The organism is Streptomyces sp. NPDC090077, from assembly GCF_044747545.1.
In the GTDB taxonomy this organism is placed as follows: Bacteria; Actinomycetota; Actinomycetes; order Streptomycetales; family Streptomycetaceae; genus Streptomyces.
On the sequence record NZ_JBIVEG010000010.1, the window covers coordinates 69609 to 94242 of the forward strand.

The window sequence follows — 24634 nt, forward strand, 5'->3', positions numbered from 1 at the left end:
CAGCGGCCCCACCAGACCCCGTCGGGGGAACGGGACGCCCAGGCCCGGGCAGGAGCCCCGCCCGGGAGACGGGACAAGGCCCCCCGCCCCCGGAGGGACCGGTCAGGCGGCGGCGGAGCGGTCCGCCACGGCCCAGGCGGTCGCGGCGACGACACCGGCCGCGCCCACGACGGCCGGCCACGCGCCGACCTTCTTCGCCAGCGGGTGGGCCCCCGCGAAGCCGGCCAGGTACAGCGCACCCAGGCCGGCGGCCGCGGGCACGCCGCCGCGCTTGTGCCACTCGCGGCCGGCCACGAGCCCGGCGGCGCCGAGGACGACACCGCCCAGCGGCCGCTTCTTGGTCCAGCGGGCCACGGCGTAGCCGCCGACCAGCCCTGCCGCCGCAACCGCGGAACTCGGTACCCGAGCCATCTCGAACTCCCTCACACGTCGTCTCTTCCGATGGAACGGCCGGCATCGGCACCGGCTCCGTCAAACCTAACGCGGGCGCCTCGACGCCCGCCGGACGCCCACCGCCCCCAGCACCAGCACCGCCCCGCCCACCACCGCGTCCGGCAACGCCTCCCGCAGCGCGCGCGGCAGCAGTGCGACGACCCCGAGGACGAGGAGGAAGGCGAGCGCGCACTGTCCTGCCGCCCGCAGCAGTCTGTCCGTGTTCACGGGTTGCTCAACGCCCCACCCCGGTCCGCGACACGGACGGTGCGGAGGCGATTTGTCGCACACTCGCCGGTTCTGCGCATCACCGGGTGCGGGAACCCGTTGGGCGTAAATTCGGTCTTCCAGCCGGAAACCGCCCAATCACCCCAGGAGCCGACACAGTGATCTCCTACGGACGCACGGTCCTGGACCTTGAGCACGAACTCGTGGACGCCTACGCCGACGTCTTCTCCGCCGCGCCCTGGAACGAATGCGAAGAAACCATTCGCCAGTTCTCCACCCGCCTCCAGACGGACGTCCGGCGCCCGGGCTTCCGTATGGCCTTCGCGCAGTCCGAGACCGGCGTCGACGGGTTCGCCACCGGCTGGCTGACGCAGTCCCCCTTCCCGCAGCACCGGGCGTACCCCCAGGTCGCCGCCCAGCTCGGACCCGACCGGGTGCGGGAACTGCTCGTCGGGGCGCTGGAGGTCGACGAGCTTGCCGTACGGGCGTACGCGCGCGGCCGCGGCACCGGCCGGGCCCTGCTCGCGGAGATCACCGCGGACGCGCCGGAGCGGCGGGCCTGGCTGCTGACCTCGCGGCTGGCCACGGACACGGTGGCCACGTACCGCCGCCTGGGGTGGCACGAGGTGCCGGCGCTCCCCGGCACGCAGACGGGCGTCGTCGTCTTCCTGTCCCCGGACCACCCGGGCCGCCCCCGCTAGACCGGACGCGCAGCGGGCATACCCGGGCCATGATCACGCCCGGAAGCGTCAAGGCGGCCCGCCGCCAGCTCGGCCTCGCCACCCGCCACCAGCTCACCGTCACCGCCGGGGTCCCGGCCGGCACCGTCGACTCCCGCACCCGCCCCGGCGGGCCCTGGCAACGCCTGCTGCCCCGCGTCTACCTCCTCCAGACCGGCCCGCCCGACCAGCGCCAACGGGCCCTGGCCGCGGTCCTGTACGCCGCCGAACCGGCCGCGGACCCGCTCTCCGGCGAGACCGCCGCCCTCACCGGCGCCGCGGCGCTCTCCCTCCTCGCATCCGCGACGCCCCGCCCGCCCCCGCCGACGTCCTGGTCCGCGCCCCGCGCCGGCTGGCCGGCACCCCGCAGGTCCGGCCCCTGACCACCTCCCGCTGGCCGCGCACCATCACGGTCGCGGGCGTCCCCAGCGCCCGCCCGGTCCGCGCCGCCGCCGACTTCGCGGCCCGCTGCCCGAGCCCCGACCGGGTCCGCTCGGTCCTGGCCCAGGTCGTCCAGTCCGGCTGGTGCCACCCGCACGACCTCCACACCGAACTCCGCACCTCCCGCCTCCTGTCCCGCCCGGCGGTCCGCGCCGCCGCCGGGGAACTCCTTGAGGGGGTCCGCTCGGTCGCCGAGGCCCGCGCCCGCGACGCCCTCACCGGCACCGGCCTCCCGACCCCGCTGTGGAACGCCCGCCTCTACACCCCGGACGGCACCTTCCTGGCCAGCCCGGATGCCTACTGGCCCGACGAGGGCGTGGCCCTGGAGGTCGACTCGGCGGAGTACCACTACACCCGCGACGCCTGGCAGGCCACCCTCCGCCGCCGCCTCCGCCTGGAGGCCCACGGCATCCTGGTGGTCAGCGCAACCCCGTCGATGATCCGCGACACCCCGCACGAGGTAATCGCAGCCCTCCGCCACCTCCTGACGCTGGGCACCACCCGCCCCACCCCACCCACGGCCCTGGCCAGGGGGCACCAGCAGCTTGCCCTGGAGTTCAGCTAGTGCTCTGGGCGGCGGTCAGCAGGAATGCCACGTCTTCCGCCCGCCCGGCGTGCTGGAACGCCGCCACGATGTTCAAGACGGCTTGCTTGTCGGCGCGTTCCGTCACGCTGGTCAGAACGGCTTCGGCGGCGTCCTCCTGCCCGGCGCTTCGACAGGAGCTCACCGCTTGGAGGAGCTCTGCCGGCGAGAGGGTGCGCCCGGCACGCCACAGCAGCAGTCCCGCGTCGCGGTGGCGGCCGTCGGCGAGGAAGTCCATAAGTACTTCCAGCTCGGTCCAGTCGGCGGCCTGGGAGTATCCGGTGCGCGGCCGGTCCCCTTCCGGGAGGGGGACCGGCACCGGCGGCCTGGCCGATGCCCTCCGCAGGACATGGCGGGAAACCGTCCTCCTCTGCATCGGCTGGCGTCTCAAACGCCGGGGTTGGCGGCTGACCCGGCCCGGCAGCGGCTGGAAGACCGGCAAAGCCGGCGCGTCGTCAGGTACTGCGGGCGCCTTTGGCTCCTCGTCGTGAGGGACGCATGCGCAGTGCTGGATGCGTGCCAGCCGCCGCAGCTCCAGCAGCTCCTCGAGAGAACAGGGGAGGTCCGCAAGGTCTGCGCCGATGCTTTCGAACTCCTTCCGGATCGCCTTGTAGAAGGCCCTGACCTGGGGTTCGTCGGGGATCCGGCCGCCGTTGAGGTGGTTGGAAAGGCTGCTTGCTACCAGGAACCCCGACCTGGCGATCTCTACCTGGGTCTTGTGACTGCAGTCGCGCAGCCTGCGCAGCATCTGGACCAGGTCCCGGTGCGCAGCCGACAGACCGGCAGGCAGCTTCTTCCAATTTCTAGTGCGCCGCGGCATCCCCGCTCCCATTCCCCTCAGTCTCTGGTATCTCACAGAATCCTTCCGGCGGAAGGGCCTTTGGTGAACCGCCTGGAGTTTTCATCTGACCTCGATATTCCGTCAGCACTGGTTTTCCTGGCGAGTGCTGAGCAACAGTTACGTCGTTCGCTGAGGTGCCGGTGGGGGGCCTCCAGCTGCCCGAGGGGGCAGCCGGACAGTTCAACCCTGACCAGGAATAGAGGAGATGGGCATGAGTCTTCCGTCGTGGACGGATGAGAAGTTCGGCACGATGAAGCGCGCGGCGCTGTGGCTCGTCACGGTGGTGGGGGAGGGGAACGTCTTCACGAAGGAAGACGTGAAGCAGGCCTTTCCCGGCGTGAGCCAGGCCGACCGGCGGGTGCGCGACTTGCGTGACTTCGGGTGGAGGATCGACACCAACCGCGAGGATCTGGGGCTGAACCAGCACGAGCAGCGGTTCGTCTTCCAGGGCGAGCCGGTATGGGAGCCGGGTAAGGGGACCCGTCCGGCGTCGTCGATCACCGATACGCGGCGTCGTGAGGTCCTGGCTCGCGATGGACACCACTGCCGCTCGTGCGGCATCACCGCGGGGGAGATGTACGCGGGAACCTTCGTGTCCGCCCAGCTCGACATCGCCCGGCGGCCGGTCGTCCAGCCCGGTGGCGGTACCCAGGTGGAGCAGGTCGCCGAGTGCAACCGTTGCCGTGTGGGAGGCAAGGGGCTGACGGCTGACGCGGACGCGGTCCTGGCCCGGGTGGGCCGGCTCGGAGGGCTGGACCGCAAGACCCTGACGGAGTGGGTCTCCGCCGACGCAAGGGAGTTCGCTGAGGTGGAGCGCATCTGGGCGGACTTCCGTACGCTTCCGGCCGACGCCAGGAACAAGATCCGTGCGGCCCTGTCACTGCCGCCGGTCTGACAATAGGCATATGGGGGGCTGTGTGGCGCAACGGCCCCCACCCCTTTCCCGCCCACTACGCATCCATGGACATGCAGTCAGAGGAGAACACACCGTGAGCATGGACTTCGGCCGGCCGCCCCGTGCCGCTGAGAACGAGGAACTGGTCGAGAAGCGGCTCAAGGAAGTCAGCGCAGGCGACGGCCTCCAGGAGACGCTGATGGTCGAGTGGCGGACGAAGCCGCTCGTGGTCCAGGTCATCGATCTGCCGGTGGACCAGCTGTACTTCAACCCTTCTACGCATCGGATCCGGGCTCAGCGCAGCTTCGATCTGGAGCGTGACCGCCTGCTCACCGCGAACCCCTGGGCGCCGGAGAGCCAGGACTACCTCCGGTACCTGCTCCAGGCACTCCCCTCGAACCCGGCCAAGCGGGACGGCGACTTCGACGAGCTCAAGGCGAGCCTCAAGGAGTACCGCCAGAACGAGCCCGGTCTGGTCACGCGCGACGGCATCCTCGTCAACGGCAACACCCGGGTCGCTGCGCTGCGTGAACTCGGCGTGCCGAGCGTCCGGGTCGGAGTGCTTCCGGAGTCCTGCACCTGGTCCGACATCAACGCGGTCGAGCTGTCGCTGCAGCTGCGCCATGACACCCGTCGGCCGTACTCGTACATCAACCGGCTGCTGACCATCGAGGAGCAGGCGGCCGCGGGCCGGCCGCTCGCCGACATCGCCAAGGACTTCCGGATCCGGACGGAGACCGCTGAGCAGGACCGCTGGGTGCTGTCCACGCTCAACGACCTCGTAGCGCGGTCCCAAACCGGGTCGGCGCAGCTCAAGCTGATGGACTTCGAGGACCAGCAGGAGAAGCTGCGTGAGCTCCATCGTGCCTTTGCGAAGGCGTCCCGGCAGAACCCGGGACAGGCTGACCTGCTGAAGGAGAACCGGCTCGCGCTGATCGTGCTGGAGTTCTCGAAGACGGACGTGCGTCTCGCCGACGTGGACTTCCGCAGTCGCTATCTGCAGCGGCACCTTCCGGAGCAGCTCAAGCAGGCTCCCGCCCAGCCCGCTGCGGCCCGTGTCATTCCGGGCCTCAACCGGGCGCTGCCGGCTGACAACCCGCACGTAGCGGCGGCGAAGGCCTTCACGAACACGCTGCTCCGGGCGAAGGCTGTGGAGCGGGCACCGGGAGCGGTAGACCAGCAGGAGTCCGACGAAGCGGCCGAGCTGTGGCGGCAGGCCAGAGAGGCGGTGGAGGAGGCGCTCGTGCCGGCGGGCAAGGACGCGCGTGTCCGCAAGCGCAAGCAGGCTGCTCCGGACCGTCTCAACGACGCCGTTCAGGACATTGAGCAGTGCGTTACGGATATGACCCTTGCCAGGGCTTCCCGCAATCTGGATGAGGAGACGCTCGACGAGGCGATCCTGGCTCTCAAGTCCAGTCTCATGAAGCTCGCCCGGGAGGCGGCCCGTATTGAGGAACCTGGCGATGGTGTGGTGTGGCTGCTCAGTGCCATGCAGGAGAAGGAGGAGGAGTGACCGAGCCGTCGCTGCATCTGGCCTTCGACGTCTCCCGCACCAGGGCCGTACTGCGTGCTGGTGAGCCGTTCGGTGCTGACCTGACCCATGTGGCCACGGCCTTCCCGGTCGGCGGACAGCGAGGCCCGCACCTGCTTGAGGTCCCGCTCGACGACTTCCTTGCGGGTCTGCACGTGCTGTCGGACTGGCCGGCTCCGGACTCCGTCGAGTGGGACGAGGACCTGCTCGCGCTCGTCAGCGATGTCTTCGACGATGCGGACCAGGCGGCCGCCTGCTTGGACGAGGTCCCGCACGTCGACGGGACCGGAGCCGGTTCGGCAGATGCCGACTCAGTGGCCGGCCTTCTCGGGGACGACTGGCGCGCAGACCTTACGGGCTTCCAGCAGCGGGACATCGCCAGACTGCTCGCGCTGAGGCACGGCGCGAACTTCAGCGTTCCCGGCGCCGGCAAGACGAGGGTCGGCTTGGCCGTTTACGCGGCAATGAAGGAACGCGGGACGGCCCGGCGGCTGCTCGTAGTGAGCCCTAAGTCGGCTTATGAGTCCTGGATCTCCGAGAGCCTGGAGTGTTTCGGAAATCCGCCGGTGACCACCGTCATGGGCAGGACTCCGGATCCGCATGCCGAGATCTTGGTGGTCAATTACGAACGGCTGGACCGCTCGCTGACAGGACTGGCGGGGTGGCTGCGCGCTGCACCGTCGATGGTGATCCTCGATGAGGCGCACCGGATGAAGCTGGGTGCCGAGGGGACCTACGGGAGTGCCTGCATGGCGCTGGGGCCGCTGAGCCGACGGCGCCTGATCCTTACCGGCACGCCTGCCCCCAACGGAGCCCGCGACCTGGAGAACCTGCTGTCGTTCGTGTGGCCCGGTCACGGCCGCCGGGTGGTCACACAGGCCGTGGCGGGGGGCGACCTGGCGCACGCGAGTTCGGTACTCCGACCGCTGTTCACCCGCACGACCAAAAGGGAACTGGGGCTGCCTCCCTTCCAGCCGGTTATCCGGACGGTGCCGCTGGACGGACTGCACCGCGAAATCTACGACGCCCTGGTCGGACGGTTCACCGCGCGCGCCGAGCTGTCGAGGGAAGACTTCGACGCGCTCGGCAAGGCGATGCTCCGGCTGCTCATGGCTGCCACCAGCCCTGCCCTGCTGGTGGAGGGAAGCACCAGGCACGAAGCCCTCAGTTTCCAGGTGCCGCCGCTGGACATTCCGCAGGACGAGCCGCTCTACGGTCTGCTGCAGCGGCTTCCTCAGTATGAGATGCCGCCCAAGTACCGAGAACTGAGGGAGATCGTTTCCAGGAATGCGGCGGCGGGCCGTAAAACCCTGGTGTGGTCGACCTTCGTCCGCAATATCACGAGCCTGGAGCAGCTGCTGGGCGAGTTCCAGCCTGCCGTGGTCCACGGCGGGACCCAGGACCGGGAGGAGCAGATCAACCGGTTCCGCAACGACCCGGACTGCCTCGTGCTGATCTCCAACCCGGCCACGCTGGGTGAAGGCATCAGCCTGCACCACCACTGCCACGACGCGGTCTACGTGGACCGAGATTTCATGGCAGGGAGGTTCCTGCAGAGCCTGGACCGTATTCACCGCCTGGGCCTGGCCCCGGATACTGAGACTCGCGTCACGGTGCTCGCGTCCGAAGGAACGATCGACGAGGTGGTCGCGCTGCGCCTCGCGGAGAAGCTGGAGTTCATGGGGGCCATCCTGGACGACCCCTCGGTGCGGCAGCTGGGCGATCTCCAGGAAGAACAGCCGGTGACCGCAGGTATGGATGAGGCCGACATGCGAGCCCTGCTCGAGCACGTGCGGGTCGCGGGAGGCCGCTGAGAAGCAGTGGACCGGTGCGCTGGACGAGAGCCGCCGCACCCCCGCGGACCGAAGTGTCCCCTGGTGTCAGTGGCAGATGCGACACTTGCCTGTCTGCATCTGCTACACCAGGAGGACTCGATGGGCGCCCGCGACGACGCGCTGACCTCGATTGAGATTTGTGCCGGCGCCGGGGGGCAGGCCATCGGCCTCCACCAGGCTGGTTTCAAGCACCTCGCACTCGTCGAGATCGACCAGCACGCCGCAGCGACCCTGCTGCGCAACGTCACCAGCAGGGACGGCTGGGAATTCGAGCGGGATTTCTGCGACATCATTGAAGGCGATGTCAATGACTTCAAGCCGACGGTGCAGCTGGACAAGGCTGAAAAATTCCTTGGCCACCCCCTGGAGGAGGAGGAACTGGATCTCCTTGCAGGTGGCGTTCCCTGTCCGCCCTTTTCGCATGCAGGAAAGCAGCTCGGAAAGGATGACGAACGTGACCTTTTCCCGAGGATGCTGCAGCTCGTAGACGAGCTCCGGCCGAAGGCGGTCATGATTGAGAATGTCCGGGGAATCAAGGACGATAAGTTTACTGATTACCGGGACTGGGTCGAGGCGCGCCTGCAGGGTGGATGGGCTGTTGATCCCGTGACCGGTGACCGGACGGAGTACGACGGCGCCGGGTACAAGGTGTGCGGCTGGAGGGTTCTGGAAGCCAGCAACTTCGGCGTTCCGCAGCTGCGCCCGCGGGCGATTCTGGTGGCCATCCGCGCGGATATCCCCGGTGTTGAGGGCTTTGAGTGGCCTGCCCCGAACGCGGAGATCAAGACGGTAGGCGAAGCCCTCGGTGAAACGATGAACGAGCGGTACAAGCCGTTCATCACGAAGGGCGGAGCCGTGGGCCGGAAAGCCGCCAAGGCGTTGGCGGACTGGCACAAGGCCGCCGCTACCGGAATCGCGCCCACCCTCGTCGGCGGGTCCAAGAAGCACGGCGGCGCCGACCTCGGGCCGAGCCGGGCCAAAGCGGCCTGGGCGAAGCTGGGAGTGAACGCCCTCGGTGTAGCCAACGCGCCGAAGGACGTAGAGAAGAAGGACAGCTCGGACCGCGACCTCTTCCGCAACGGTCCGATGCTCACGGTCACCCAGGCCGCGATCATCCAGGGATTCCCTCCGGAATGGGACTTCGAGGGAGACCCGTCCGAGGGCAAGCTTCCCGGCAAGACCGCACAGTACCGTCAGGTCGGCAATGCCTTCCCGCCGCCCGTGGCGCGCGTAGTCGGCGAGGCCATCGCGAAGGTACTGCGCGGGGCGCGCCAGGAGGCCGTGCAGGCCGGGAACTAACGGCGGCGATCCTGCACGGCGGCGGCGATCGCCGCCGCGCAGGCTTCTGATCCCTCGTGCTCCCAGAAGCGGAGCACGAGCCAGCCGGCTTCCTCCAGCTGCCGGTCCGTGTCACGGTCCCGCGCGATGTTCCGGGCCACCTTCTCCGACCAGTAGCCCTGATTGGTCTTGGGAGGCACATAGTGCTCGGGGCACCCGTGCCAGTAGCAGCCGTCCACGAATACCGCCACCTTCGTTGGCCCGAAGACAAGGTCAGCGGTCCTGCGGAGCCGGGGAAGCGGGCGGGCGGCGACCCGGTAGCGCAGTCCTCGTGCGTGAACGAGACGCCTGATGATCCACTCTGGTTTGGTGTCGCGGCTGCGGATCGCCTGCATGTTGCGGCGCCGGGCAGCGGAGGAGGCCCAGGAACCTTCGGGAGGCTGCCATGGGTCCTCACTCATCATGGCAATGCCCTTCCTCCAGGCGCAGCGCGACCCAGTCCTCTGGCCCCAGCGTGATCTTGTATGCCGCTGCGAGATCTTGCTGGTCCCTCCACTTCCCGCACAGCAGGGTAAGGCCATCCTGTGCGAGGCGCCTTCTGATGTTCCGGGCCCGGCGAAGCGGATCATGTCGTCCAGCGCCGACGGTTGCGATGACGCTGCGGGGTATGACTTGTCCTTCGAGGTAGCGGAACATCATGGCGAACCGGTGCTCCTGCCCAGGACGCTTTGCGAGGACGAGGGCGGCTTCCTCTGCCGTGAGCCGCGTCAGGGGGTTGACCGGCAGCGGCGTCCAGTCGTACAGGGGAATGCTCCACTGCTCCCGGGCGTCTACGGCCAGACCTCGTTTGCCGTCCTTGTTGCCCTTGCCGCGGTAGAGCCACGAGCGGTGGGCGCGGACCAGCCACGAGCGGTGCCGATTGCGTCCGAGCTGTATCTGGGTGCAGATGCAGAGCTGGCAATGAGCTTCAGAGGGTATTGCCCAGTTCGCGCCGACGGTCGCCTTGATGTCCACGGGCACCTTTGCGATCCGCGTGTCGAGCGGGGGCTCCTTCGGCAGGCTGAACGACCGCAGGACCTCGTATTCGAGCTTCGCACCCACCGAAGCCCTCTCGCCTGGGTGGACGTCAGTGGACAGCAGGTCGTAGCGGCCGGTCCGGGCCCCGTCCAGCACATAGTCGACTGAGTTGGCGATGGCTCCCGTGTACAGCCCGGCGACGTCAAAGGAGCGCAGCCAGCCGAGAACGGCTTGGGCATCAGTGTCGTCGCTCGGAGCGAGCAGCACATGCTCACCCCGTTCGGTGTTGGTGCAGAGCTCGCCCGGCCCCTGGAGGACAAGACGTCCTTTGCTCACGGGTGCGCCGCCCCTGCATCCTGCCCGTGGCACTCGCTGTACGGCTTGCCCGAGGTGCACCAGCAGGGGGCCGTGGGGATGGGGGGCCAGGGGGTGGCCTTGCCTCGGGCGGCCAGGGTGGTGGCGTATTCCGGGAGGAGGGCCGGGGAGGCAGGGGAGGTCTTCTCCGAGGCCGCGAAGGCCTCGTACGAGGGGACGCTGCCCGTCACGATGCCGAGGTTCGTGGTGCCCGAGGCGGCCAGGGCGCGGAGGGAGGACTCCACCGCCGTGAGGTGGGCGTCGCGGCTGGGGTACTCCGCCGCGAGGGTGGGGTACGAGGCGAGGAGCTCGGACAGTTCACGGGCCGGCCAGTGCAGGAGCGCCACCGGGAAGGGGCGGGACAGGGCGGCACGGCGGTCGCCGAGTTCGGCGCGCAGGCGGGCGATCTCGGCGCGGAGTTCGGCCGGGTCGTTGGAGCCCAGGGCCCAGATGCGCTTCGGGTCGTGGAGTTCGTCCAGCGGGATCGGGCCGATGTGGCGGGTGTCCGCCACCATGTCCCAGTCGTCGTGGGGGAGGGCGAGGAGCCGACGGACCCGGTGGCGGCCCGTCAGGAGCGCGGTGGTGGCGTGGGTGAGGGGGGTGTCCTCCGAGGTGAGGAGGGTCGCCGCCTCGGTGAAGCACGCGTGGGAGGCCTCGAGTTCGTCGTGGGCTTCGAGGGCTTCGGCGATGACCTCCCAGGGCGCCGGGTCCGCGGGGGCCGCCGAGCGGATGCCGGAGATCAGGGCGCGGGCCTCGGCCTCGTGGCCGTACTCCCACAGGTTCGCGGCCTGGCGGGCCTTGATCAGGTGGGGGTTGGAGGGGGAGTCGGAGAGGAGTTGGTCGTAGAGGGCGCTCGCGCGCTCCCGGGCGTCGGCCAGTTCGAGGTGGGCCGCGGCCTGGAGGAGCAAGGGCTCCTGGTCCTCGGGGTAGCGGGTCGCCGTGCGGATCAGACGCTCGGCTTCGGCGGTGTGCTCGGCAGGCGTGTCGGGGCGCATGGTTCACACCGTACTGCTGCTGGTCAGTTGAGGGGGGAGGTCTTAAGGTGCCCGCCGTGCGGGATCACGTGCGGGTGGTGGTGCAGAGGGGCGGCCGGCCGGTGGGGCGGGCGGGTCTGGTGCGGCTGTTGTGGGTGGGCGGCGAGGTGCTCACCACGGTGGGTGTGGTGGTGGCGCTGCTGGTCGTGCACCAGGTGTGGTGGACGAACCGGCAGGCGGCGGCGGCCGCGCAGGAGCAGGTCCAGGCGCTGGAGGAGGGGTGGGAGCGGGTGGGTGGGGCGCCGGGTGAGTCTTCGGCCCCGGTGAGTGGGGGTGGGGGTGGTGGTGGGGATCCGGTGGTTGTCGAGGAGGGGCCCAGTGGGGCTCCGGTGCCGCGTGCGTCGGGTTCGGCGTCCCCTGCTCCTGGGCGGTCCGCTCCGGTGAGGGTGCCGGCTCCGGCTCCGGTGCGGGACGAGGCGTACGCGGTGCTGCGGATTCCGCGGCTCGGGCTCGCGGTGCCCGTCGCGGAGGGGGTCGACAAGCGGGCCGTGCTGGACAAGGGGTACGCCGGCCACTACCCGGGGACGGCTCAGCCCGGTGCGGAGGGCAACTTCGCGCTCGCCGGGCACCGGAACACCCACGGGGAGCCGTTCCGGTACCTGAACCGCCTCAGGGAGGGGGACGAGGTGTACGTCGACGTGCGGGGGCGCAGGTACGTGTACGCGGTGGGGAAGGTGCTGGCGGAGACGACCCCGGGGGACGTGGGGGTCATCGCGCCGGTGCCGCGGAGCGGGGTGAAGCCCGGTTACGGCTACGAGGCGGCCGGTTCCTACATCACGTTGACCACGTGCACGCCCGAATACACCTCCAAGTACCGGCTGGTGGTGTGGGGGGCTCTCAAGACCGTTGTCGGTGCGGGCCGTTAGGATCGGTCGTGAGTTCGTCTGTCGGGTGCCGGAGGGGGTGGGAGTGGTGTTCGAGCGGATCGTTCGGGCGCGGTCGTGTGTGCTCTCGTCCTCGCGGGTGGTGCGACTGTTGGTCGCCCTGCTCCTGCTCGGAGGGGTCCTCGGGCTGTTCTCCGGGGATGCCGGGCTGGCTGCGGGTGTGGTCGTGCTGGCCGCTGCCGTCGCCTTCGGGGCCGCCGTGCTGGCCGCGTGCCTCGTCCGGCCCGTGCCGCCCCATCGAATACGTACCGCGATCCGTGATCGCGAGCAGCGCACGGCGTTCCTGCCGCAGCGCGATCCCGACGCCTCGGGCCGGTCGCGGCCCAGGGCGCCCGGCCGTCCGGTCCTGACGGCCGCGTAGGGGCGCGCAGTGCCTCCTGCCTTCTTCTGATCCATCGCTGTTGTCGCCCCTCGCGGGTCGTCACGCCGAAGCGCATTTCCTTCGACGTTCGACGAGACCCCTGGAGGGCCCGCGTGTCCGTTTTCACTGATCTTGTTGTCGAGCTGGGCCGGCTTCTGGAGCCGGTGCTGGCCGAGTCTGCGACCGCTGCCGCGATCGTGCTGTTCACCGTGCTCGTGAGGTTGGCCCTGTTCCCGCTGGGGCGTGCGGCGTTCCGTGCGGCAACTCCGGCGGCCGGCTGCCTGCCCGTGCTGTTGCAGCTTCCGGTGTTCTTCCTGATGTACCAGTCCTTCTCCTCGGGCGGTGAGCTGCTCGGGCACCGGCTGTTCGCCGCGCCGCTGGGCGCCCGGTGGACGGAGGCGCTGGCGGAGGGCGGTCTGTTCGGGGCGCAGGGGCTGGTGTTCCTCGGGCTGTTCGCGGCGATCGCGGGGGTGGCCGCCTGGAGTGCGGTACGGGGGCGGCGGGCCGCTGCGGCCGCGTCGGCGTCAGCGCCCGTGCCCGGGAAGGGTGAGGGGGGCCGGCCCGAGCTGAGTGCCGAGCAGGTGGCGGTGATGCGGAAGCTGGGCGGCGTGCTGCCGCTGCTGTCGTTCGGGACGCTGGTCACGGCTGCCGTGGTCCCGCTGGCCGCCGGGCTCTACCTGCTGACCACCACCGCCTGGTCGGTCGGGGAGCGGGCCTGGCTCCAGTACCGCAAGGACGGAGCAGCGCGTTCCAGTCTGTGAACAGGGTCTTGCGGATTGGTCGGACATCTTGGAGGATCAACCAATCCTCCGATGGCCGCAACCCATCGGCCGGCCCGTGACGTGCCCGTTCCACCGGCATGCCCGCGGGCCGACCACCCACGACCACGGGAGAATGCCCATGAAGCTGCTGCGTGTCGGACCCGTCGGGTCGGAGCGCCCCGCGCTGCTCGACCAGGACGGGACCCTGCGGGACCTGTCCGGCCTGATCGCGGACGTGGACGGCGCCCTGTTGTCCGACGAGTCCGTGCTGTCCCGGGTACGGGAGGCCGCGGAGGGCGGCGAGCTGCCGGTCCTGGACGCCGAAGGGCTGCGGATCGGCTCCGCGGTCGGCCGGATCGGCAAGGTCGTGGGCATCGGGCTGAACTACTTCGGGCACGCGGCCGAGGTCGGTGCCGAGCCGCCGGCCGAGCCGATCCTGTTCCTGAAGGCCGCGGACACGGTGGTCGGCCCCGACGACACCGTGCTCATCCCGCGCGGCAGCGTGAAGACCGACTGGGAGGCCGAGCTCGGCGTCGTCATCGGCAGCACCGCCCGCTACCTGGGCTCCGCCGAGGAGGGCCTCGCGCACGTCGGCGGCTACACGCTGGTCAACGACGTCTCGGAGCGCGAGTTCCAGATCGAGCGCGGCGGCACCTGGGACAAGGGCAAGAACTGCGAGACGTTCACCCCGCTGGGCCCGTGGCTGGTCACGGCCGACGAGATCCCGGACCCGCAGGTCCTGGACGTCAGGCTGTGGGTCAACGGCGAGCTCAAGCAGGACGGCAACACCGCCGACCAGATCTTCCCGGTCGGCGAGGTCGTGCGGTACCTGAGCCAGTTCATGACCCTGTACCCGGGCGACGTCATCGTCACCGGCACCCCGGCCGGCGTGGCCATGGGCCAGCCGGAGCCGAAGCCGTACCTGCGGGCCGGCGACGTGGTGGAGCTGGAGATCGAGAAGCTCGGCCGGCAGCGGCAGGAGTTCAAGAGCGCGTAGGGCGCGTAGGGCAAGAGTGCGCGGAGGGGCGGGCTGCCGGTGGCAGTCCGCCCCTCCGCGTGCGGGTCGTGGTGCCGGTCAGCCTTCGGCCGAGGCGCGGCGGCGACGGTTGGCGATCACCAGGCCGGCGCCCGCGGCGAGCGCGGCGGCGCCGGTGCCGGCGATCCACGTCTCCGAGCCGGCGCCCGTGCTGGCGAGCGGGGTGGAGGAGGAGCCGCCCGCCGGGGTGACGTTGGTGTTGCCGGTCGTGCCCTTGGCGCCGGCCGGCTGGACGCCGGTGGTGCCGGTACCGGTACCGGTGCCCGTGCCGGTTTCGGTGCCGCCGGTGTGGCCTGCGGCCTTGTCCTTGGCGCGGGCCACGTGCTGGCCGGTCTTCAGGAAGGCGGCGCGGTCCTCGGGGGTGCCCTTGAGGGCGGCGAGGGCGGCCTTCTTCAGCTCCGGGCCGGCGCCGTTCACCATCCGCGAGATGTCGACCTTGTTGTCGTCGTCGCGCAGCGCGTGCTGGCCCTTGGTCATGAACTCGCGCAGCTGCTCCGGGGTCGCGTTGCCCTCCAGGAGCTTGATGATCCCCTCCTTGAGGCCCGGTCCCGCGCCGTTCAGCATCGAGAAGAGCGCGACGCGGTCGTCCACGGCGCGGATCTTGTGCTGGCCGGTGGCGACGAACTCGCGGATCTGCTCGCGGGTGCCGTTGCTCATCAGGTCGTTGACGGCCTGGGTGATGCCCCGGCCGGCGCCGTTGAGCATGCGCATCATCTCGACGCGGTCGTCGTCGAGGCGGGCCACGTGCTGGCCCTCCTTCAGGAAGTCGGTGAGCGCCTTCTGGGTGTTCACGCGCATGGCCTCGTCCGCCGCCCTGCGCACGCCCTTGCCGCCCGCTTCGCCGATCCGGGCGACCCGCACGCGGTCGTCCTCCAGCTGCTGCTGCGGCAAGCCGGTCGTGAGGAAGGTCTGCATGTCGGCGACCGTTCCCTTGAGCGCCGCCATCGCGGCCTCGCGGACGCCGGGGCCGCGCGACGGGTCGTCCAGGATCTTCTGGATCTCGGCCCGGTAGTCGGCGGCCGGGTCCGCGGCCGGGGTCTTCGCCGACGGCTCCGCGGGCTTCGCGCCCTGCGGGTCCTGGTCGGGCGCGGTCGGCGCCGACGGGGCGGCCGGTGCCGCCGACGAGGCGTCAGCGGCGAAGGCGGGCGAGGAGAGCAGGACGGCCGGGGCGATCGCGGCGGTGGCCACGACGGATGCGATCCGGGGCAGCTTCACAGGTGGGGATTCCATTCTTCACAAGTGTGATGATCGGCAGCCTGTGAAGGATAGGTGTAGACCGGGGACGGCCAACGTCGATTTTGCGACAAAGATGGATCAAGTCAGAAGGATCACATCTCCACGGCCACGCCCTCGCGGGAGGACCTCCGGGCCGCCTCCAGTACCGCCAGGCAGCGGGCCGCCTCCTCGGCGGTGACCGGTGCGGGGCCGCCCGTGCGCAGGGCCGACGCGACCGCCGCGTAGTACGCGGGGTAGTCGCCCGGGGCCGTGGGCACCGGGACTCCGCCGCCGGTCAAGGGGGATTCGCCCGAGCCGAGCCGGCCCCACAGGTGCTCGGGCTCCTCGCCCCACGGCTGACCGTCGGCGCCGCCCGGCCGCAGGCCCTCGCGCAGGGCGGCCTCCTGCGGGTCCAGGCCGTACTTGACGTAGCCGGCGCGCGAGCCGAGTACGCGGAAGCGCGGGCCGAGCTGGGCCGCGGTCGCGCTGACGTAGAGGTGGGAGCGGACGCCGTTCGCATGCGTGATGGCGATGAAGGTGTCGTCGTCGGCCTCGGCGGCCGGACGGCGCACGTCGGTCTCCGCGTAGACCCGGACCGCCGGGCCGAAGAGCACCAGCGCCTGGTCCACGACGTGGCTGCCGAGGTCGTACAGCAGGCCGCCGATCTCCTCCGGGGCTCCGGACTCCCGCCAGCCGCCCTTGAGCTGCGGACGCCAGCGCTCGTAGCGGGACTCGAAGCGCTGGACCTCGCCGAGCTCGCCGTCGGCGAGGAGGCGGCGCAGGGTGAGGAAGTCGTTGTCCCAGCGGCGGTTCTGGAAGACGGAGAGGAAGGTCCCGGTGCGCTCCGCGAGCGCGGCCAGCGCGTACGCCTCGGCGGCGGTGGCGGCCAGCGGCTTGTCCACGACCACGGGGATGCCGGCGGTGAGGGCGGCGGTGGCGAAGGGGACGTGGGTCTTGTTGGGGGAGGCGACGACGACCAGGTCGGGGGCGTCCGGCCGCTGCCACAGCTCGTCCGCGGAGGCGGCGATGCGCACGCCGGGGTGGGCCTCGCGCGCCTGTGCCTGCCGGGTGGGGTCGGAGGTGACGACGGTGTCGAGGAGGAGGCCCTCGGTCGCGGACACCAGCGGGGCGTGGAAGACGGAGCCGGCGAGTCCGTAGCCGATGAGCGCGACGCGCAGGGGGGAGGTGGGGGAGAGGTTCATGGGGCCACTTTGGCAACAGTGTTGCGTAAGTGCAAGGAGGGTGGACAATGGGCTGGTGGACAGGGGTAACCGGGACGGAGACGGCGGCGGCGGGCGGGGCGGGGTGAACCTGCCGGCGCTGCGCGGGCACAACGAGGCGCTGCTGCTGGACCTGCTGCGCGCCGCCGGTGCGCCGGGGCTGGGCCGGGCGGAGCTCGCCGCGCGTACGGGGCTCACCCCGCAGGCCGTCAGCAAGATCACCGCCAGGCTCGCGGCGGAGGGCCTGGTGGCCGAGGCCGGCCGCGGTGCCTCGACCGGCGGCAAGCCGCGCACGCTGCTGCGGCTGGTGCCCGGGGCCCGGCACGCGGTCGGGGTGCACCTGGACCGCGACGAGCTGAGCGCGGTCCGCGTCGACCTGGCGGGCGGCGTGCTCGCGCGGTGGAGCGGGCCGCTGGACTTCGGGGCCGGGCCCGAACCGGTGGTGGATTCGGTCGTACGCGCGGTCGCGCGGGTTTCCGGCGGTGCGGGGGCGGGGCCGCCGCTGCTCGGGGTGGGCGCCGCCGCGCCGGGCCCGCTGGACTGGCGCGGCGGGGTGCTCGGAAGGGTGACGGGGTTCCCGGACTGGGCGGGGTACCCGTTGCGGGAGGTGCTGGCGGGGCGACTGGGGCTGCCGGTGGTGCTGGACAAGGACACCAACGCCGGGGTCGCGGCGGCGGCTCCGGGCGGGCCCGGCTCGGGCACGACGGTGTACCTCCACGTCGGCACCGGACTCGGGGCCGGGCTGCGGCTCGACGGGGCGGTGCACCGGGGGGCGCGCTCGGCGGCGGGGGAGTTCGGCCACCAGGTGCTCCGGCTGGACGGCCCGCCGTGCCGGTGCGGGGGGCGCGGCTGCCTGGAGGTGCTCTGCCTGGAGGCGGTGGCCCGGGGCGAGCCGGCCGAGGCGGCGCGGATCCTGGGGGAGGGGGCGGCGAACCTGGCCGCGCTGCTGGACGTGGACCGGATCCTGCTCGGCGGCCGGGTGGTGGACGCCGACCCGGAGCCCTTCGTGGCCGGGGTCCGCGCGGCGCTGGCCTCCCGCGTCCTGCTGGAGCACCCCCCGTCGGTGGCGCGCTCCCCGGCCGGCGTCGCGGAGGGGGCGGCGGCGCTGGTGCGGGGGCGGGTGTTCGGCTGGACCTGACCGCTGCCCTGGCCGGGCGGGGTGGGGGGCCGGCTCGGCCGGCTCCGGCCGGGTGCGGGCCGCTCCGGCCGGGCGGGGTGTCCGGCGGGCCGGGGGTGGGCCGCTGCGCGGGGCGTGTTCCCCTACCCGCCCTTCCACCGTTCCTCGGGGCTCCGCCCCGAACCCCCTGAGGTGCAGCTCGGCGCTGCGCCCCCGCGCCTGCGGCGCCGGCGGGCTGCGCCCCGAACCCCCTGCGGCGCCGGCGGGCTGCGCCCCCGCGCCTGCGGCGCCGTCACCCCGGACCCCCGCGCCTGTGGCGTTGACAGGGGCCGCCCCCCCCGCCCCTCCTGCGCCCGCGGCGTTCCGTGGCGGGGGCGGCCGCCGTTCGGGCGTAAAGCGGATGGGCTCGGGCGTGGGGTGCGGGGAGGGGGGTGGGGGGTCGTGGCAGGGTGCGGGCACGGGGCGGGGTGATTGTCGCCTCGTCCGAACATCGTCCCGTAGCGTTCCGGTCGGCCGCGGTTCGGTCGGTGCCCACCGGGGGCGTTCCGTTCCGTACCGTGCGTCATACCGTCCGGCGAGCAGCAAAGGGTCTCCCATGCGACTGCGCAACGCCCGCAACGCCCTCGCCCTCACCGCACTCCTGCTCGCCCTCGGCACCCCCGCCGTCGCCGACATCGGCAACGGCGGCGGGGCCCGCCCCGCCCCCGCGCTGCCCTCCCGGGCGCACGCCACCTGCGGCGACGGCAAGGCCGGGGCGTTCCCCATCGGGGCGCGGATCCGGGGTGGTCCGGCGGTCTACCGGGCCGGGGCCGGGCCGCAGGGCTGGCTGCTGGACCTGACCAACACCACCAGCGGCACGTGCACGGCCATCCACCCCGTGGTCGTCTTCACCGATGCCGCCCGGGCCCTGCGCCCCGCCCACCTCCGGATGGAGTTCGAGGCGCCCGGCGGCCCCTACCCCGTGACCCTGGAGCGCTCCGACCGCGACGAGATCATCGCCGTGTTCGACGGCGGGAGCCGGTTCTCCGGCTTCTCCGTCCCCGCCGGGGGCTCGGTCACCGTCAAGGTTCGGCTGGCCTTCGCCCCCGACGCCCCCCTCGGCGAGGTCGTCGCCGATGCCGCGCTGGTCCAGCGCAAGGCCGACGACGGCGAGTGGGTCGGCGAGGCCGGCGGGTACCGCTTCTCGGTGCGGGGGCCGCAAGACCCGGCCGAGGCGGGATCGCTCGCGCACACCGGCCCCCGCGAGTGGGCCTACGGTGCCGCGGCCGCCGCCGCCCTCGCCGCCGGGGGCGGGCTGCTGCTCGGGGCCCGGAGGATCAGGACGTCCGCGTAGCCCGTACACCTGCCCCGCGTACAGTCCGAGCGTGGAAGACCTGAACCAGCCGCCGCCCCACCGCCCCGGCTCGCCCGTCCGCTCCGGCATCCCCGAGCACGGCCGCATCCCCAAGTACTACGCCGTGAAGGCCCGTATCGCCGAGCTCCTCGACGAACTCGGCGAGGGCGGCCCGCTGCCCACCGAGCGCGACCTCGCCGAGCGGTACGAGGTGGCCCGCGAGACCGTGCGGCAGGCGCTGCGCGAGCTGCTGCTCGAAGGCCGGCTGCGCCGTTCCGGGCGCGGCACCGTGGTCGCCGGCCCCAAGCTGGAGCAGCCCCTGTCCCTCGCCAGCTACACCGAGGGGGTGCGCCGCCAGGGCCGCCGTCCGGGCCGCAACCTCATCGGCCTGGAGCGCTTTCCCTGCCCGGCCGACCTCGCGCCCGGCATCGGGGCCGAGGCGGGCGAGCCGGTCTGGCACCTGGAGCGGGTCCTGCTCGCCGACGACGAGCGCGTCGGGCTGGAGAGCACGTACATCCGGGTGGCCCGGGTCCCCCACCTCGACGTCGATTTCAAGCCGGACTCCTCCTTCTACGGCTACCTCCACGACAGCCTCGGCATCTCCTTCGGGGACGCGGACGAGAAGCTGGAGACCGTCCTCGCCACCCCCCGCGAGGCCCTGCTGATCGGCACCCCGCCCGCCCTCCCGATGCTGCTCATCCACCGCTTCTCGCGGGACCGGGACGGCCGGCCGCTCGAACGGGTGCGTTCGCTCTACCGTGGCGACCGGTTCAGCTTCACGACCCACCTGCGGCCCGAATAGCGGCAGGAGCACCCGCCCAAACAACCGCCAAGTCAACCAAAACGGCCACCAGTCGCATCACGGAACGGTAACGGGTCTAGTCCAAGCGTCGAGGGCTGTTCACCGACCCGTCGCCCCCGCGATCCCCCCGGGTCACGGACCGCGCCCACCGTTGTCGCCGTGAGAGTCATAGTCGTCGGAGGCGGCGTGGTCGGCACCATGCACGCCTGGCAAGCAGTCCAACGCGGCCACGAGGTCGTCCAGATCGAGCGCGAGGCCGAGGCGCGCGGCGCCTCATTGCGCAATTTCGGCCAGATCTGGGTCAGCGGCCGGGCCGGGGGCGAGGAGCTCGAAACCGCCCTGCGCGCCCGCGAGCTCTGGGAGCGGATCGGCGCGGAGGTGCCCGGACTGGGCTTCCGCGCCATCGGCTCCCTCACCCCCGTACGCAACGCCCGCGAGTACGCGGTCGCCGAGGCGGCCGCCGCCCGCCCCGACGCCGCCGCCCGCGGCTACGAGCTGGTCACCGCCGCCGAGGCGAGGGCGGTCAACCCGGCCCTGCGCGGCGCCTTCGAGGCCGCCCTGTGGTGCGAGCGCGACGCCGCCGTCGAACCGCGCACCGCCCAGCTCCACCTCCGCGAGGCCCTGCGCGCCTCCGGCCGCTACACCTTCCTCCCCGGCCGCGAGGTCCGCGACCTGGCCGGCCCCGGCGCCGTCCGCGACGACCACGGCGACGTCCACCGCGGCGACGCCGTCGTCCTCGCCACCGGCGCCTGGCTGTCCGGCCTGGTCCGCGAACTCGCCCCCGAACTCCCCGTCCGCCGCGTCCGGCTCCAGATGATGCAGACCGCCCCGCTCGGCGAGCCGCTCACCACCTCCGTCGCCGACGCCGACAGCTTCCGCTACTACCCCGCCTACCGGAGCCCCGCCCTGGACGAGCTCAACGCCGCCCAGGCACAGACCCCCGTCGCCGCCGCGCACAAGATGCAGCTGCTGATGGTCCAGCGCCAGGACGGCGGACTGACCATCGGCGACACCCACGAGTACGAGCACCCCTTCGCGTTCGACACCCTCGAAGACCCGTACGACCACCTCGCCCAGGTCGTCGAGTCCTTCCTGGGCCGCCCCCTGCCGAAGATCAGGCACCGCTGGGCGGGCGTGTACGCGCAGTGCACCGACACCACCCGCGTCGTCCACCGCCAGCAGGTGGCCGACGGCGTCTGGCTGGTGACCGGACCCGGCGGCCGCGGCATGACCTGCTCGCCCGCCATAGCCGAGACCACCGCGAACGAACTGGGCTGGTGAGCCGCATGACCGAGACCCCCACCGACACGAACCGCAGGCTGGTCGTCCTCGACATGGCAGGCACCACCGTCGCCGACGGCGGCCTCGTCGAGCGCGCCTTCGAGCACGCCGCCGGTCGCCTCGGCGTCGAACCGGGCACCCCCGCCCACGCCGAGAAGCTCCAGTACGTCCGCGACACCATGGGCGAGTCGAAGATCTCCGTCTTCCGCCACCTCTTCGGCACGGAGGACCGCGCCCGGCTCGCCAACTCCGCCTTCGAGGAGGCGTACGCGGAACTCGTCGACGGCGGCCTCGTCGCCCCGCTCCCCGGAGCCCGCGCCGCCGTCGAGGAACTCCGCGCCGCCGGCCACACCGTCGCCCTGACCACCGGCTTCGCCCGCGTCACCCAGGACGCCATCCTCGCCGCCCTCGGCTGGCAGGACCTCGCCGACCTCACCCTGTGCCCCGCCGACGCGGGCGGCCGCGGCCGCCCCTACCCGGACATGGTGCTGGCCGCGTTCCTGCGCACCGGCGCCGTGGCCGACGTACGCGAGACCGTCGTCGCCGGGGACACGGCGTACGACATGCTCAGCGGCCGCCGCGCCGGCGCCGGCATCGTCGCCGGGGTCCTCACCGGTGCCCACGACCGCGCCACGCTGACCGGGCACGGCGCGACCCACGTCCTGGACTCCGTCGCCGCCCTCCCCGCCCTGCTCGCCCTCCCCGCCCTCCCCGCCGGAACGGAGCCGTCGTGAGCGGCATCCGCTTCGACTCCGTCTCGGTCGCCTACCACGGCACCACCGTCCTGGACTCCCTCGACCTGACCGTCGAGCCCGGCGAGGTCATGGCCCTGCTGGGCCCCTCCGGTTCCGGCAAGACCACGGCCCTGCGCGCGGTCGCCGGCTTCGTCCGCCCCGCCTCCGGACGGGTGCTCATCGGCGACCGGGACGTCACCGCCCTCCCGCCGCACAAACGCGGCATCGGGATGGTCGTCCAGCAGTACGCCCTCTTCCCGCACCTGCGCGTCGAAGACAACGTCGCCTTCGGGCTCAGGGCGCAGAAGGCCCCCAAGGCCGGGATCCCCGCCCGCGTCACCGAGGCCCTGGAGATGACGGGGATGGCCGCCTACGCCCGCCGCTACCCCCGAGAACTGTCCGGCGGCCAGCAGCAGCGCGTGGCCATCGCCCGGGCGCTCGCCATCCGCCCCGGCGTCCTCCTCCTGGACGAGCCCCTCTCCGCCCTCGACGCCCAGCTGCGCTCCGGAATGCTGGCCGAACTGGCCCGGCTGCACCGCGAACTGCCCGAGGTGTCCATCCTGTACGTCACCCACGACCAGGTCGAGGCGCTGACCCTGGCCGACCGGATCGCCGTGATGGACCGGGCCCGGCTCCAGGACTGCGGCACCCCGCAGCAGCTGTACCGGGCACCGAGCACCGAGTTCACGGCCTCCTTCGTCGGCAACGCCAACCTGCTGCCGGTGACGGTGGCCGACGGCGGCGCCGTCTTCGCGGGCCGCCGGCTCGACCTGGATGCCGTGCCCGCGGTTCCGGGCGCCACCGCCACCCTGTGCGTACGCCCGCACCTGCTCGGGCTCGGCGAGGGGCCGAACGCCCTGCGCGGCACGATCAGCGAGGTGCAGTGGCGCGGCTCGACGCACCGGCTGTACGTGGACGTGGGCGGGCACCGGGTGAAGGCGGACCTGCCCGAGCTGAGGGAGACGCCCGCGCTGGGCGACGAGGTGACCCTGCACTTCGAGCCCCGCGACGCGGTGCTGCTGGCGGCGGGGGTCGGCGATGGCTGAGGCCCTGCGGCCCGCCCGGACCGGGTTCCGGCTGCCACCGGCGGTCTGGGCGCTGCCCCCGGTGGTGGTGCTCGCGCTGGTGTTCCTCTACCCGCTCGCCCTGGTCGTCCGGCAGTCCTTCGCGCCCGACGACGGCGGCGGTCCCCTCGACGCCTACTCCGCCGTGTTCGCCTCGCACGCCTTCCGCGAGGCCCTCGGCACCACCGTCTGGCTGGCCGTCGGCGCCACCGCCGGATGCCTGCTCCTCGGCTTCACCCTCGCCCTGGTCATCGCGTTCGTCCCGTTCCCCGGGGCCAGGGCCGTCGCCAAGTTCATCGACGTCTTCCTCTCCTTCCCCTCCTTCCTCATCACCCTCGCCCTGCTCTTCGTCTACGGCACGGTGGGCATGGCCAACGGCGTTTGGACCGACGTCTTCGGCGTCGCCGACGGCCCCTTCCGGTTCCTCACCACCCCCTGGGGCGTCCTCCTCGCGGAGATCACGTACTTCACCCCCTTCGTGATGCGCCCGCTGCTCGCCGCCTTCTCCCAGCTGGACACCGCCCAGCTGGAGGTCGCCGCGGGACTCGGGGCCCGCCCCGCCCGGATCGTCCGCCAGGTGATCCTCCCCGAGGCCCTGCCCGCCCTGGCCGCCGGCGGCAGCCTCGTCCTGGTCATGTGCCTCAACGAGTTCGGGATCGTCCTGTTCACCGGGGCCAAGGGCGTCACGACCCTCCCGATGCTCGTCTACGGCAAGGCGATCCTCGAATCCGACTACCCGGCTGCCTGCGTGGTCGCCGTCGTCAACATCGCCGTGTCCGTCGGCCTGTTCGGCCTCTACCGGGTGGTGAGCAAGCGTGCTGGTGCATAGCAAGGGCGGCCGCTGGGCCGCCTGGGCCCTCTTCGGCGTCCTCTTCCTGCCCCTCTTCGCCCTCCCCCTCCTCGTGGTGGTGGCCGCCTCCTTCGCCACCCACTGGTCCGGCGCCTTCCCCTCCGGCCCGACCACCGAGAACTACGCCGCGGCCGTCCGCGGGGAGTCCCTCCAGGCCCTGACCACCTCCCTGGTCACCGCCCTGGCCGCGAGCCTGCTCGCACTCACCGTCGGCACCTGGGCCGCGCTGGCCGCCGCCTCCCTCGGCCGACGCGGGAAGCGGTCCCTGGACGCCCTGTTCGTGCTGCCGGTCGCCGTGCCGTCCGTGGTCGTCGGCCTCGCCGTGCTCGTCGCCTTCAGCCGGCCGCCGGTCCTCCTCAACGGCACCGCCCCGATCGTCGTCCTGGCGCACACGGTCCTCGTCACCGCGTTCGCCTACCAGTCGGTCTCCGCCGCCCTCGTCCGTCTCGACCCCGCGTACGAGCAGGCCGCGGCCTCCCTCGGCGCCCGTCCCGGCTACGTGCTGTGGCGGGTCCGCCTCCCGCTCCTGCTGCCGTCCCTCACCGCGGCCGCCGGACTCTGCTTCGCCCTGTCCATGGGCGAGCTGAGCGCCACGATGATGCTCTACCCGCCGGACTGGATGCCCCTCCCGGTCCGGATCTTCACCGCCACCGACCGCGGTTCGCTCTTCGGCGGATCCGCCGTGGCCGTGGTCCTGATGGCCACCACCCTGCTGGTGCTGCTGGCCGTCTCCCGCGTCCGCACCCGCGCGTCCTACCGCTGACCCCCCACGCGTTCTCCCCGTCCCC

General features: G+C 72.2%; 27 protein-coding genes. 19 read left to right on the plus strand and 8 right to left on the minus strand.

All coding sequences use genetic code 11. The features are described from left to right. Positions 1-102 precede the first annotated feature (102 nt). Entirely contained in the window at positions 103-411 is a 309-nt protein-coding gene (locus tag ACIPW5_RS18710; RefSeq protein WP_401245914.1) for a hypothetical protein, read from the minus strand. Between the two features lie 66 nt (positions 412-477). Then, a complete protein-coding gene (locus ACIPW5_RS18715; RefSeq protein ID WP_401245916.1) occupies positions 478-660 on the minus strand; it encodes a hypothetical protein in 183 nt (60 codons plus the stop codon). A 158-nt stretch (positions 661-818) separates the two neighbouring features. Between ACIPW5_RS18715 and ACIPW5_RS18720 the strand changes: the two genes are divergently transcribed. From ACIPW5_RS18720 to ACIPW5_RS18730, 3 genes are all read left to right on the plus strand, one after another. Next, positions 819-1361, plus strand: coding sequence for a GNAT family N-acetyltransferase (locus ACIPW5_RS18720; protein WP_401245918.1), 543 nt, complete (start codon positions 819-821; stop codon positions 1359-1361). Positions 1362-1390: 29 nt separating this feature from the next. Next, positions 1391-1762: a hypothetical protein gene (locus ACIPW5_RS18725; RefSeq protein WP_401245920.1), complete on the plus strand. Its 372-nt coding sequence runs from the start codon at positions 1391-1393 to the stop codon at positions 1760-1762. 374 nt (positions 1763-2136) lie between these two features. Then, positions 2137-2385, plus strand: a complete 249-nt coding sequence (locus ACIPW5_RS18730) for a hypothetical protein (protein WP_401245922.1) — start codon at positions 2137-2139, stop codon at positions 2383-2385. On the opposite strand, the gene ACIPW5_RS18735 is transcribed toward ACIPW5_RS18730, so the two are convergent. Further along, the gene (locus ACIPW5_RS18735; RefSeq protein ID WP_401245924.1) at positions 2378-3223 is read right to left on the minus strand and encodes a hypothetical protein; all 846 of its coding nucleotides are present in this window, start codon (positions 3221-3223) and stop codon (positions 2378-2380) included. The genes ACIPW5_RS18730 and ACIPW5_RS18735 overlap by 8 nt on opposite strands. Positions 3224-3455: 232 nt before the next feature. On the opposite strand from ACIPW5_RS18735, the gene ACIPW5_RS18740 reads away from it, so the two are divergent. The 4 genes from ACIPW5_RS18740 (at position 3456) to ACIPW5_RS18755 (ending at position 8804) form a co-directional block, all read left to right on the plus strand. Then, a complete protein-coding gene (locus tag ACIPW5_RS18740) occupies positions 3456-4139 on the plus strand; it encodes a hypothetical protein (RefSeq protein WP_401245926.1) in 684 nt (227 codons plus the stop codon). A 94-nt stretch (positions 4140-4233) separates the two neighbouring features. Continuing rightward, the gene (locus ACIPW5_RS18745) at positions 4234-5652 is read left to right on the plus strand and encodes a transcriptional regulator (RefSeq protein ID WP_401245928.1); all 1419 of its coding nucleotides are present in this window, start codon (positions 4234-4236) and stop codon (positions 5650-5652) included. Continuing rightward, entirely contained in the window at positions 5649-7484 is a 1836-nt protein-coding gene (locus ACIPW5_RS18750) for a DEAD/DEAH box helicase (protein WP_401245930.1), read from the plus strand. The genes ACIPW5_RS18745 and ACIPW5_RS18750 overlap by 4 nt, the downstream gene beginning before the upstream one ends. Positions 7485-7604: 120 nt before the next feature. Next, positions 7605-8804 carry a DNA cytosine methyltransferase gene (locus tag ACIPW5_RS18755; RefSeq protein ID WP_401245931.1) on the plus strand — a complete coding sequence of 400 codons (1200 nt, stop codon included), beginning with the start codon at positions 7605-7607 and terminating at the stop codon, positions 8802-8804. Here ACIPW5_RS18755 and ACIPW5_RS18760 read toward each other — a convergent pair. From ACIPW5_RS18760 to ACIPW5_RS18770, 3 genes are read right to left on the minus strand one after another with little or no spacing between them, the layout of a single operon-like run. After that, on the minus strand, positions 8801-9244 hold the full coding sequence (locus tag ACIPW5_RS18760; RefSeq protein WP_401246190.1) for a very short patch repair endonuclease: 444 nt from the start codon (positions 9242-9244) through the stop codon (positions 8801-8803). The genes ACIPW5_RS18755 and ACIPW5_RS18760 overlap by 4 nt on opposite strands. Continuing rightward, positions 9237-10136, minus strand: a complete 900-nt coding sequence (locus ACIPW5_RS18765) for a NaeI family type II restriction endonuclease (protein ID WP_401245933.1) — start codon at positions 10134-10136, stop codon at positions 9237-9239. Before ACIPW5_RS18765 ends, ACIPW5_RS18760 begins: the two co-directional genes overlap by 8 nt. After that, a complete protein-coding gene (locus ACIPW5_RS18770) occupies positions 10133-11149 on the minus strand; it encodes an SEC-C metal-binding domain-containing protein (RefSeq protein ID WP_401245935.1) in 1017 nt (338 codons plus the stop codon). Before ACIPW5_RS18770 ends, ACIPW5_RS18765 begins: the two co-directional genes overlap by 4 nt. 47 nt (positions 11150-11196) lie before the next feature. Here ACIPW5_RS18770 and ACIPW5_RS18775 point away from each other — a divergent pair, with 47 nt between their 5' ends. From ACIPW5_RS18775 to ACIPW5_RS18790, 4 genes are all read left to right on the plus strand, one after another. Next, positions 11197-12054, plus strand: a complete 858-nt coding sequence (locus tag ACIPW5_RS18775; protein ID WP_401245937.1) for a class E sortase — start codon at positions 11197-11199, stop codon at positions 12052-12054. A gap of 97 nt (positions 12055-12151) precedes the next feature. After that, positions 12152-12433: a DUF6412 domain-containing protein gene (locus ACIPW5_RS18780; protein WP_401245938.1), complete on the plus strand. Its 282-nt coding sequence runs from the start codon at positions 12152-12154 to the stop codon at positions 12431-12433. 113 nt (positions 12434-12546) lie between these two features. Then, a complete protein-coding gene (locus ACIPW5_RS18785) occupies positions 12547-13194 on the plus strand; it encodes a YidC/Oxa1 family membrane protein insertase (protein WP_401245939.1) in 648 nt (215 codons plus the stop codon). 139 nt (positions 13195-13333) lie between these two features. After that, positions 13334-14191 carry a fumarylacetoacetate hydrolase family protein gene (locus ACIPW5_RS18790; RefSeq protein WP_401245941.1) on the plus strand — a complete coding sequence of 286 codons (858 nt, stop codon included), beginning with the start codon at positions 13334-13336 and terminating at the stop codon, positions 14189-14191. A 78-nt stretch (positions 14192-14269) separates the two neighbouring features. Here ACIPW5_RS18790 and ACIPW5_RS18795 read toward each other — a convergent pair whose 3' ends face one another. Beyond that, positions 14270-15460 (minus strand): ALF repeat-containing protein, encoded by a 1191-nt coding sequence (locus ACIPW5_RS18795; RefSeq protein ID WP_401245942.1) that lies wholly within the window; start codon positions 15458-15460, stop codon positions 14270-14272. Between the two features lie 98 nt (positions 15461-15558). Then, complete coding sequence (locus ACIPW5_RS18800) at positions 15559-16647, minus strand: Gfo/Idh/MocA family oxidoreductase (RefSeq protein ID WP_401245944.1); 1089 nt, start codon at positions 16645-16647, stop codon at positions 15559-15561. Positions 16648-16750: 103 nt separating this feature from the next. Here ACIPW5_RS18800 and ACIPW5_RS18805 point away from each other — a divergent pair, with 103 nt between their 5' ends. The 8 genes from ACIPW5_RS18805 (at position 16751) to ACIPW5_RS18840 (ending at position 24609) form a co-directional block, all read left to right on the plus strand. Next, on the plus strand, positions 16751-17803 hold the full coding sequence (locus ACIPW5_RS18805) for an ROK family protein (RefSeq protein WP_401246193.1): 1053 nt from the start codon (positions 16751-16753) through the stop codon (positions 17801-17803). Positions 17804-18377: 574 nt separating this feature from the next. Continuing rightward, positions 18378-19115, plus strand: a complete 738-nt coding sequence (locus ACIPW5_RS18810; protein WP_401245946.1) for a hypothetical protein — start codon at positions 18378-18380, stop codon at positions 19113-19115. Positions 19116-19146: 31 nt separating this feature from the next. Continuing rightward, positions 19147-19917: a GntR family transcriptional regulator gene (locus tag ACIPW5_RS18815; protein WP_401245948.1), complete on the plus strand. Its 771-nt coding sequence runs from the start codon at positions 19147-19149 to the stop codon at positions 19915-19917. 159 nt (positions 19918-20076) lie between these two features. After that, a complete protein-coding gene (locus ACIPW5_RS18820) occupies positions 20077-21198 on the plus strand; it encodes a TIGR03364 family FAD-dependent oxidoreductase (protein WP_401245950.1) in 1122 nt (373 codons plus the stop codon). Between the two features lie 5 nt (positions 21199-21203). Next, complete coding sequence (locus ACIPW5_RS18825) at positions 21204-21932, plus strand: phosphonatase-like hydrolase (RefSeq protein WP_401245952.1); 729 nt, start codon at positions 21204-21206, stop codon at positions 21930-21932. Next, positions 21929-22978, plus strand: coding sequence for an ABC transporter ATP-binding protein (locus tag ACIPW5_RS18830; protein ID WP_401245954.1), 1050 nt, complete (start codon positions 21929-21931; stop codon positions 22976-22978). The genes ACIPW5_RS18825 and ACIPW5_RS18830 overlap by 4 nt, the downstream gene beginning before the upstream one ends. Next, on the plus strand, positions 22971-23825 hold the full coding sequence (locus ACIPW5_RS18835; RefSeq protein ID WP_401245956.1) for a 2-aminoethylphosphonate ABC transporter permease subunit: 855 nt from the start codon (positions 22971-22973) through the stop codon (positions 23823-23825). Before ACIPW5_RS18830 ends, ACIPW5_RS18835 begins: the two co-directional genes overlap by 8 nt. Next, on the plus strand, positions 23812-24609 hold the full coding sequence (locus ACIPW5_RS18840) for an ABC transporter permease (protein ID WP_401245957.1): 798 nt from the start codon (positions 23812-23814) through the stop codon (positions 24607-24609). The genes ACIPW5_RS18835 and ACIPW5_RS18840 overlap by 14 nt, the downstream gene beginning before the upstream one ends. Positions 24610-24634: the final 25 nt, after the last annotated feature.

Coding starts and splice junctions, on each gene's coding strand:
- ACIPW5_RS18735 (WP_401245924.1), bottom strand. CDS start 3,223: ATGCCGCGGCGCACTAGAAATTGGAAGAAGCTGCCTGCCGGTCTGTCG.
- ACIPW5_RS18800 (WP_401245944.1), bottom strand. CDS start 16,647: ATGAACCTCTCCCCCACCTCCCCCCTGCGCGTCGCGCTCATCGGCTAC.
- ACIPW5_RS18810 (WP_401245946.1), top strand. CDS start 18,378: ATGCGACTGCGCAACGCCCGCAACGCCCTCGCCCTCACCGCACTCCTG.
- ACIPW5_RS18740 (WP_401245926.1), top strand. CDS start 3,456: ATGAGTCTTCCGTCGTGGACGGATGAGAAGTTCGGCACGATGAAGCGC.
- ACIPW5_RS18755 (WP_401245931.1), top strand. CDS start 7,605: ATGGGCGCCCGCGACGACGCGCTGACCTCGATTGAGATTTGTGCCGGC.
- ACIPW5_RS18725 (WP_401245920.1), top strand. CDS start 1,391: ATGATCACGCCCGGAAGCGTCAAGGCGGCCCGCCGCCAGCTCGGCCTC.
- ACIPW5_RS18835 (WP_401245956.1), top strand. CDS start 22,971: ATGGCTGAGGCCCTGCGGCCCGCCCGGACCGGGTTCCGGCTGCCACCG.
- ACIPW5_RS18760 (WP_401246190.1), bottom strand. CDS start 9,244: ATGAGTGAGGACCCATGGCAGCCTCCCGAAGGTTCCTGGGCCTCCTCC.
- ACIPW5_RS18795 (WP_401245942.1), bottom strand. CDS start 15,460: ATGGAATCCCCACCTGTGAAGCTGCCCCGGATCGCATCCGTCGTGGCC.
- ACIPW5_RS18825 (WP_401245952.1), top strand. CDS start 21,204: ATGACCGAGACCCCCACCGACACGAACCGCAGGCTGGTCGTCCTCGAC.
- ACIPW5_RS18770 (WP_401245935.1), bottom strand. CDS start 11,149: ATGCGCCCCGACACGCCTGCCGAGCACACCGCCGAAGCCGAGCGTCTG.
- ACIPW5_RS18790 (WP_401245941.1), top strand. CDS start 13,334: ATGAAGCTGCTGCGTGTCGGACCCGTCGGGTCGGAGCGCCCCGCGCTG.
- ACIPW5_RS18710 (WP_401245914.1), bottom strand. CDS start 411: ATGGCTCGGGTACCGAGTTCCGCGGTTGCGGCGGCAGGGCTGGTCGGC.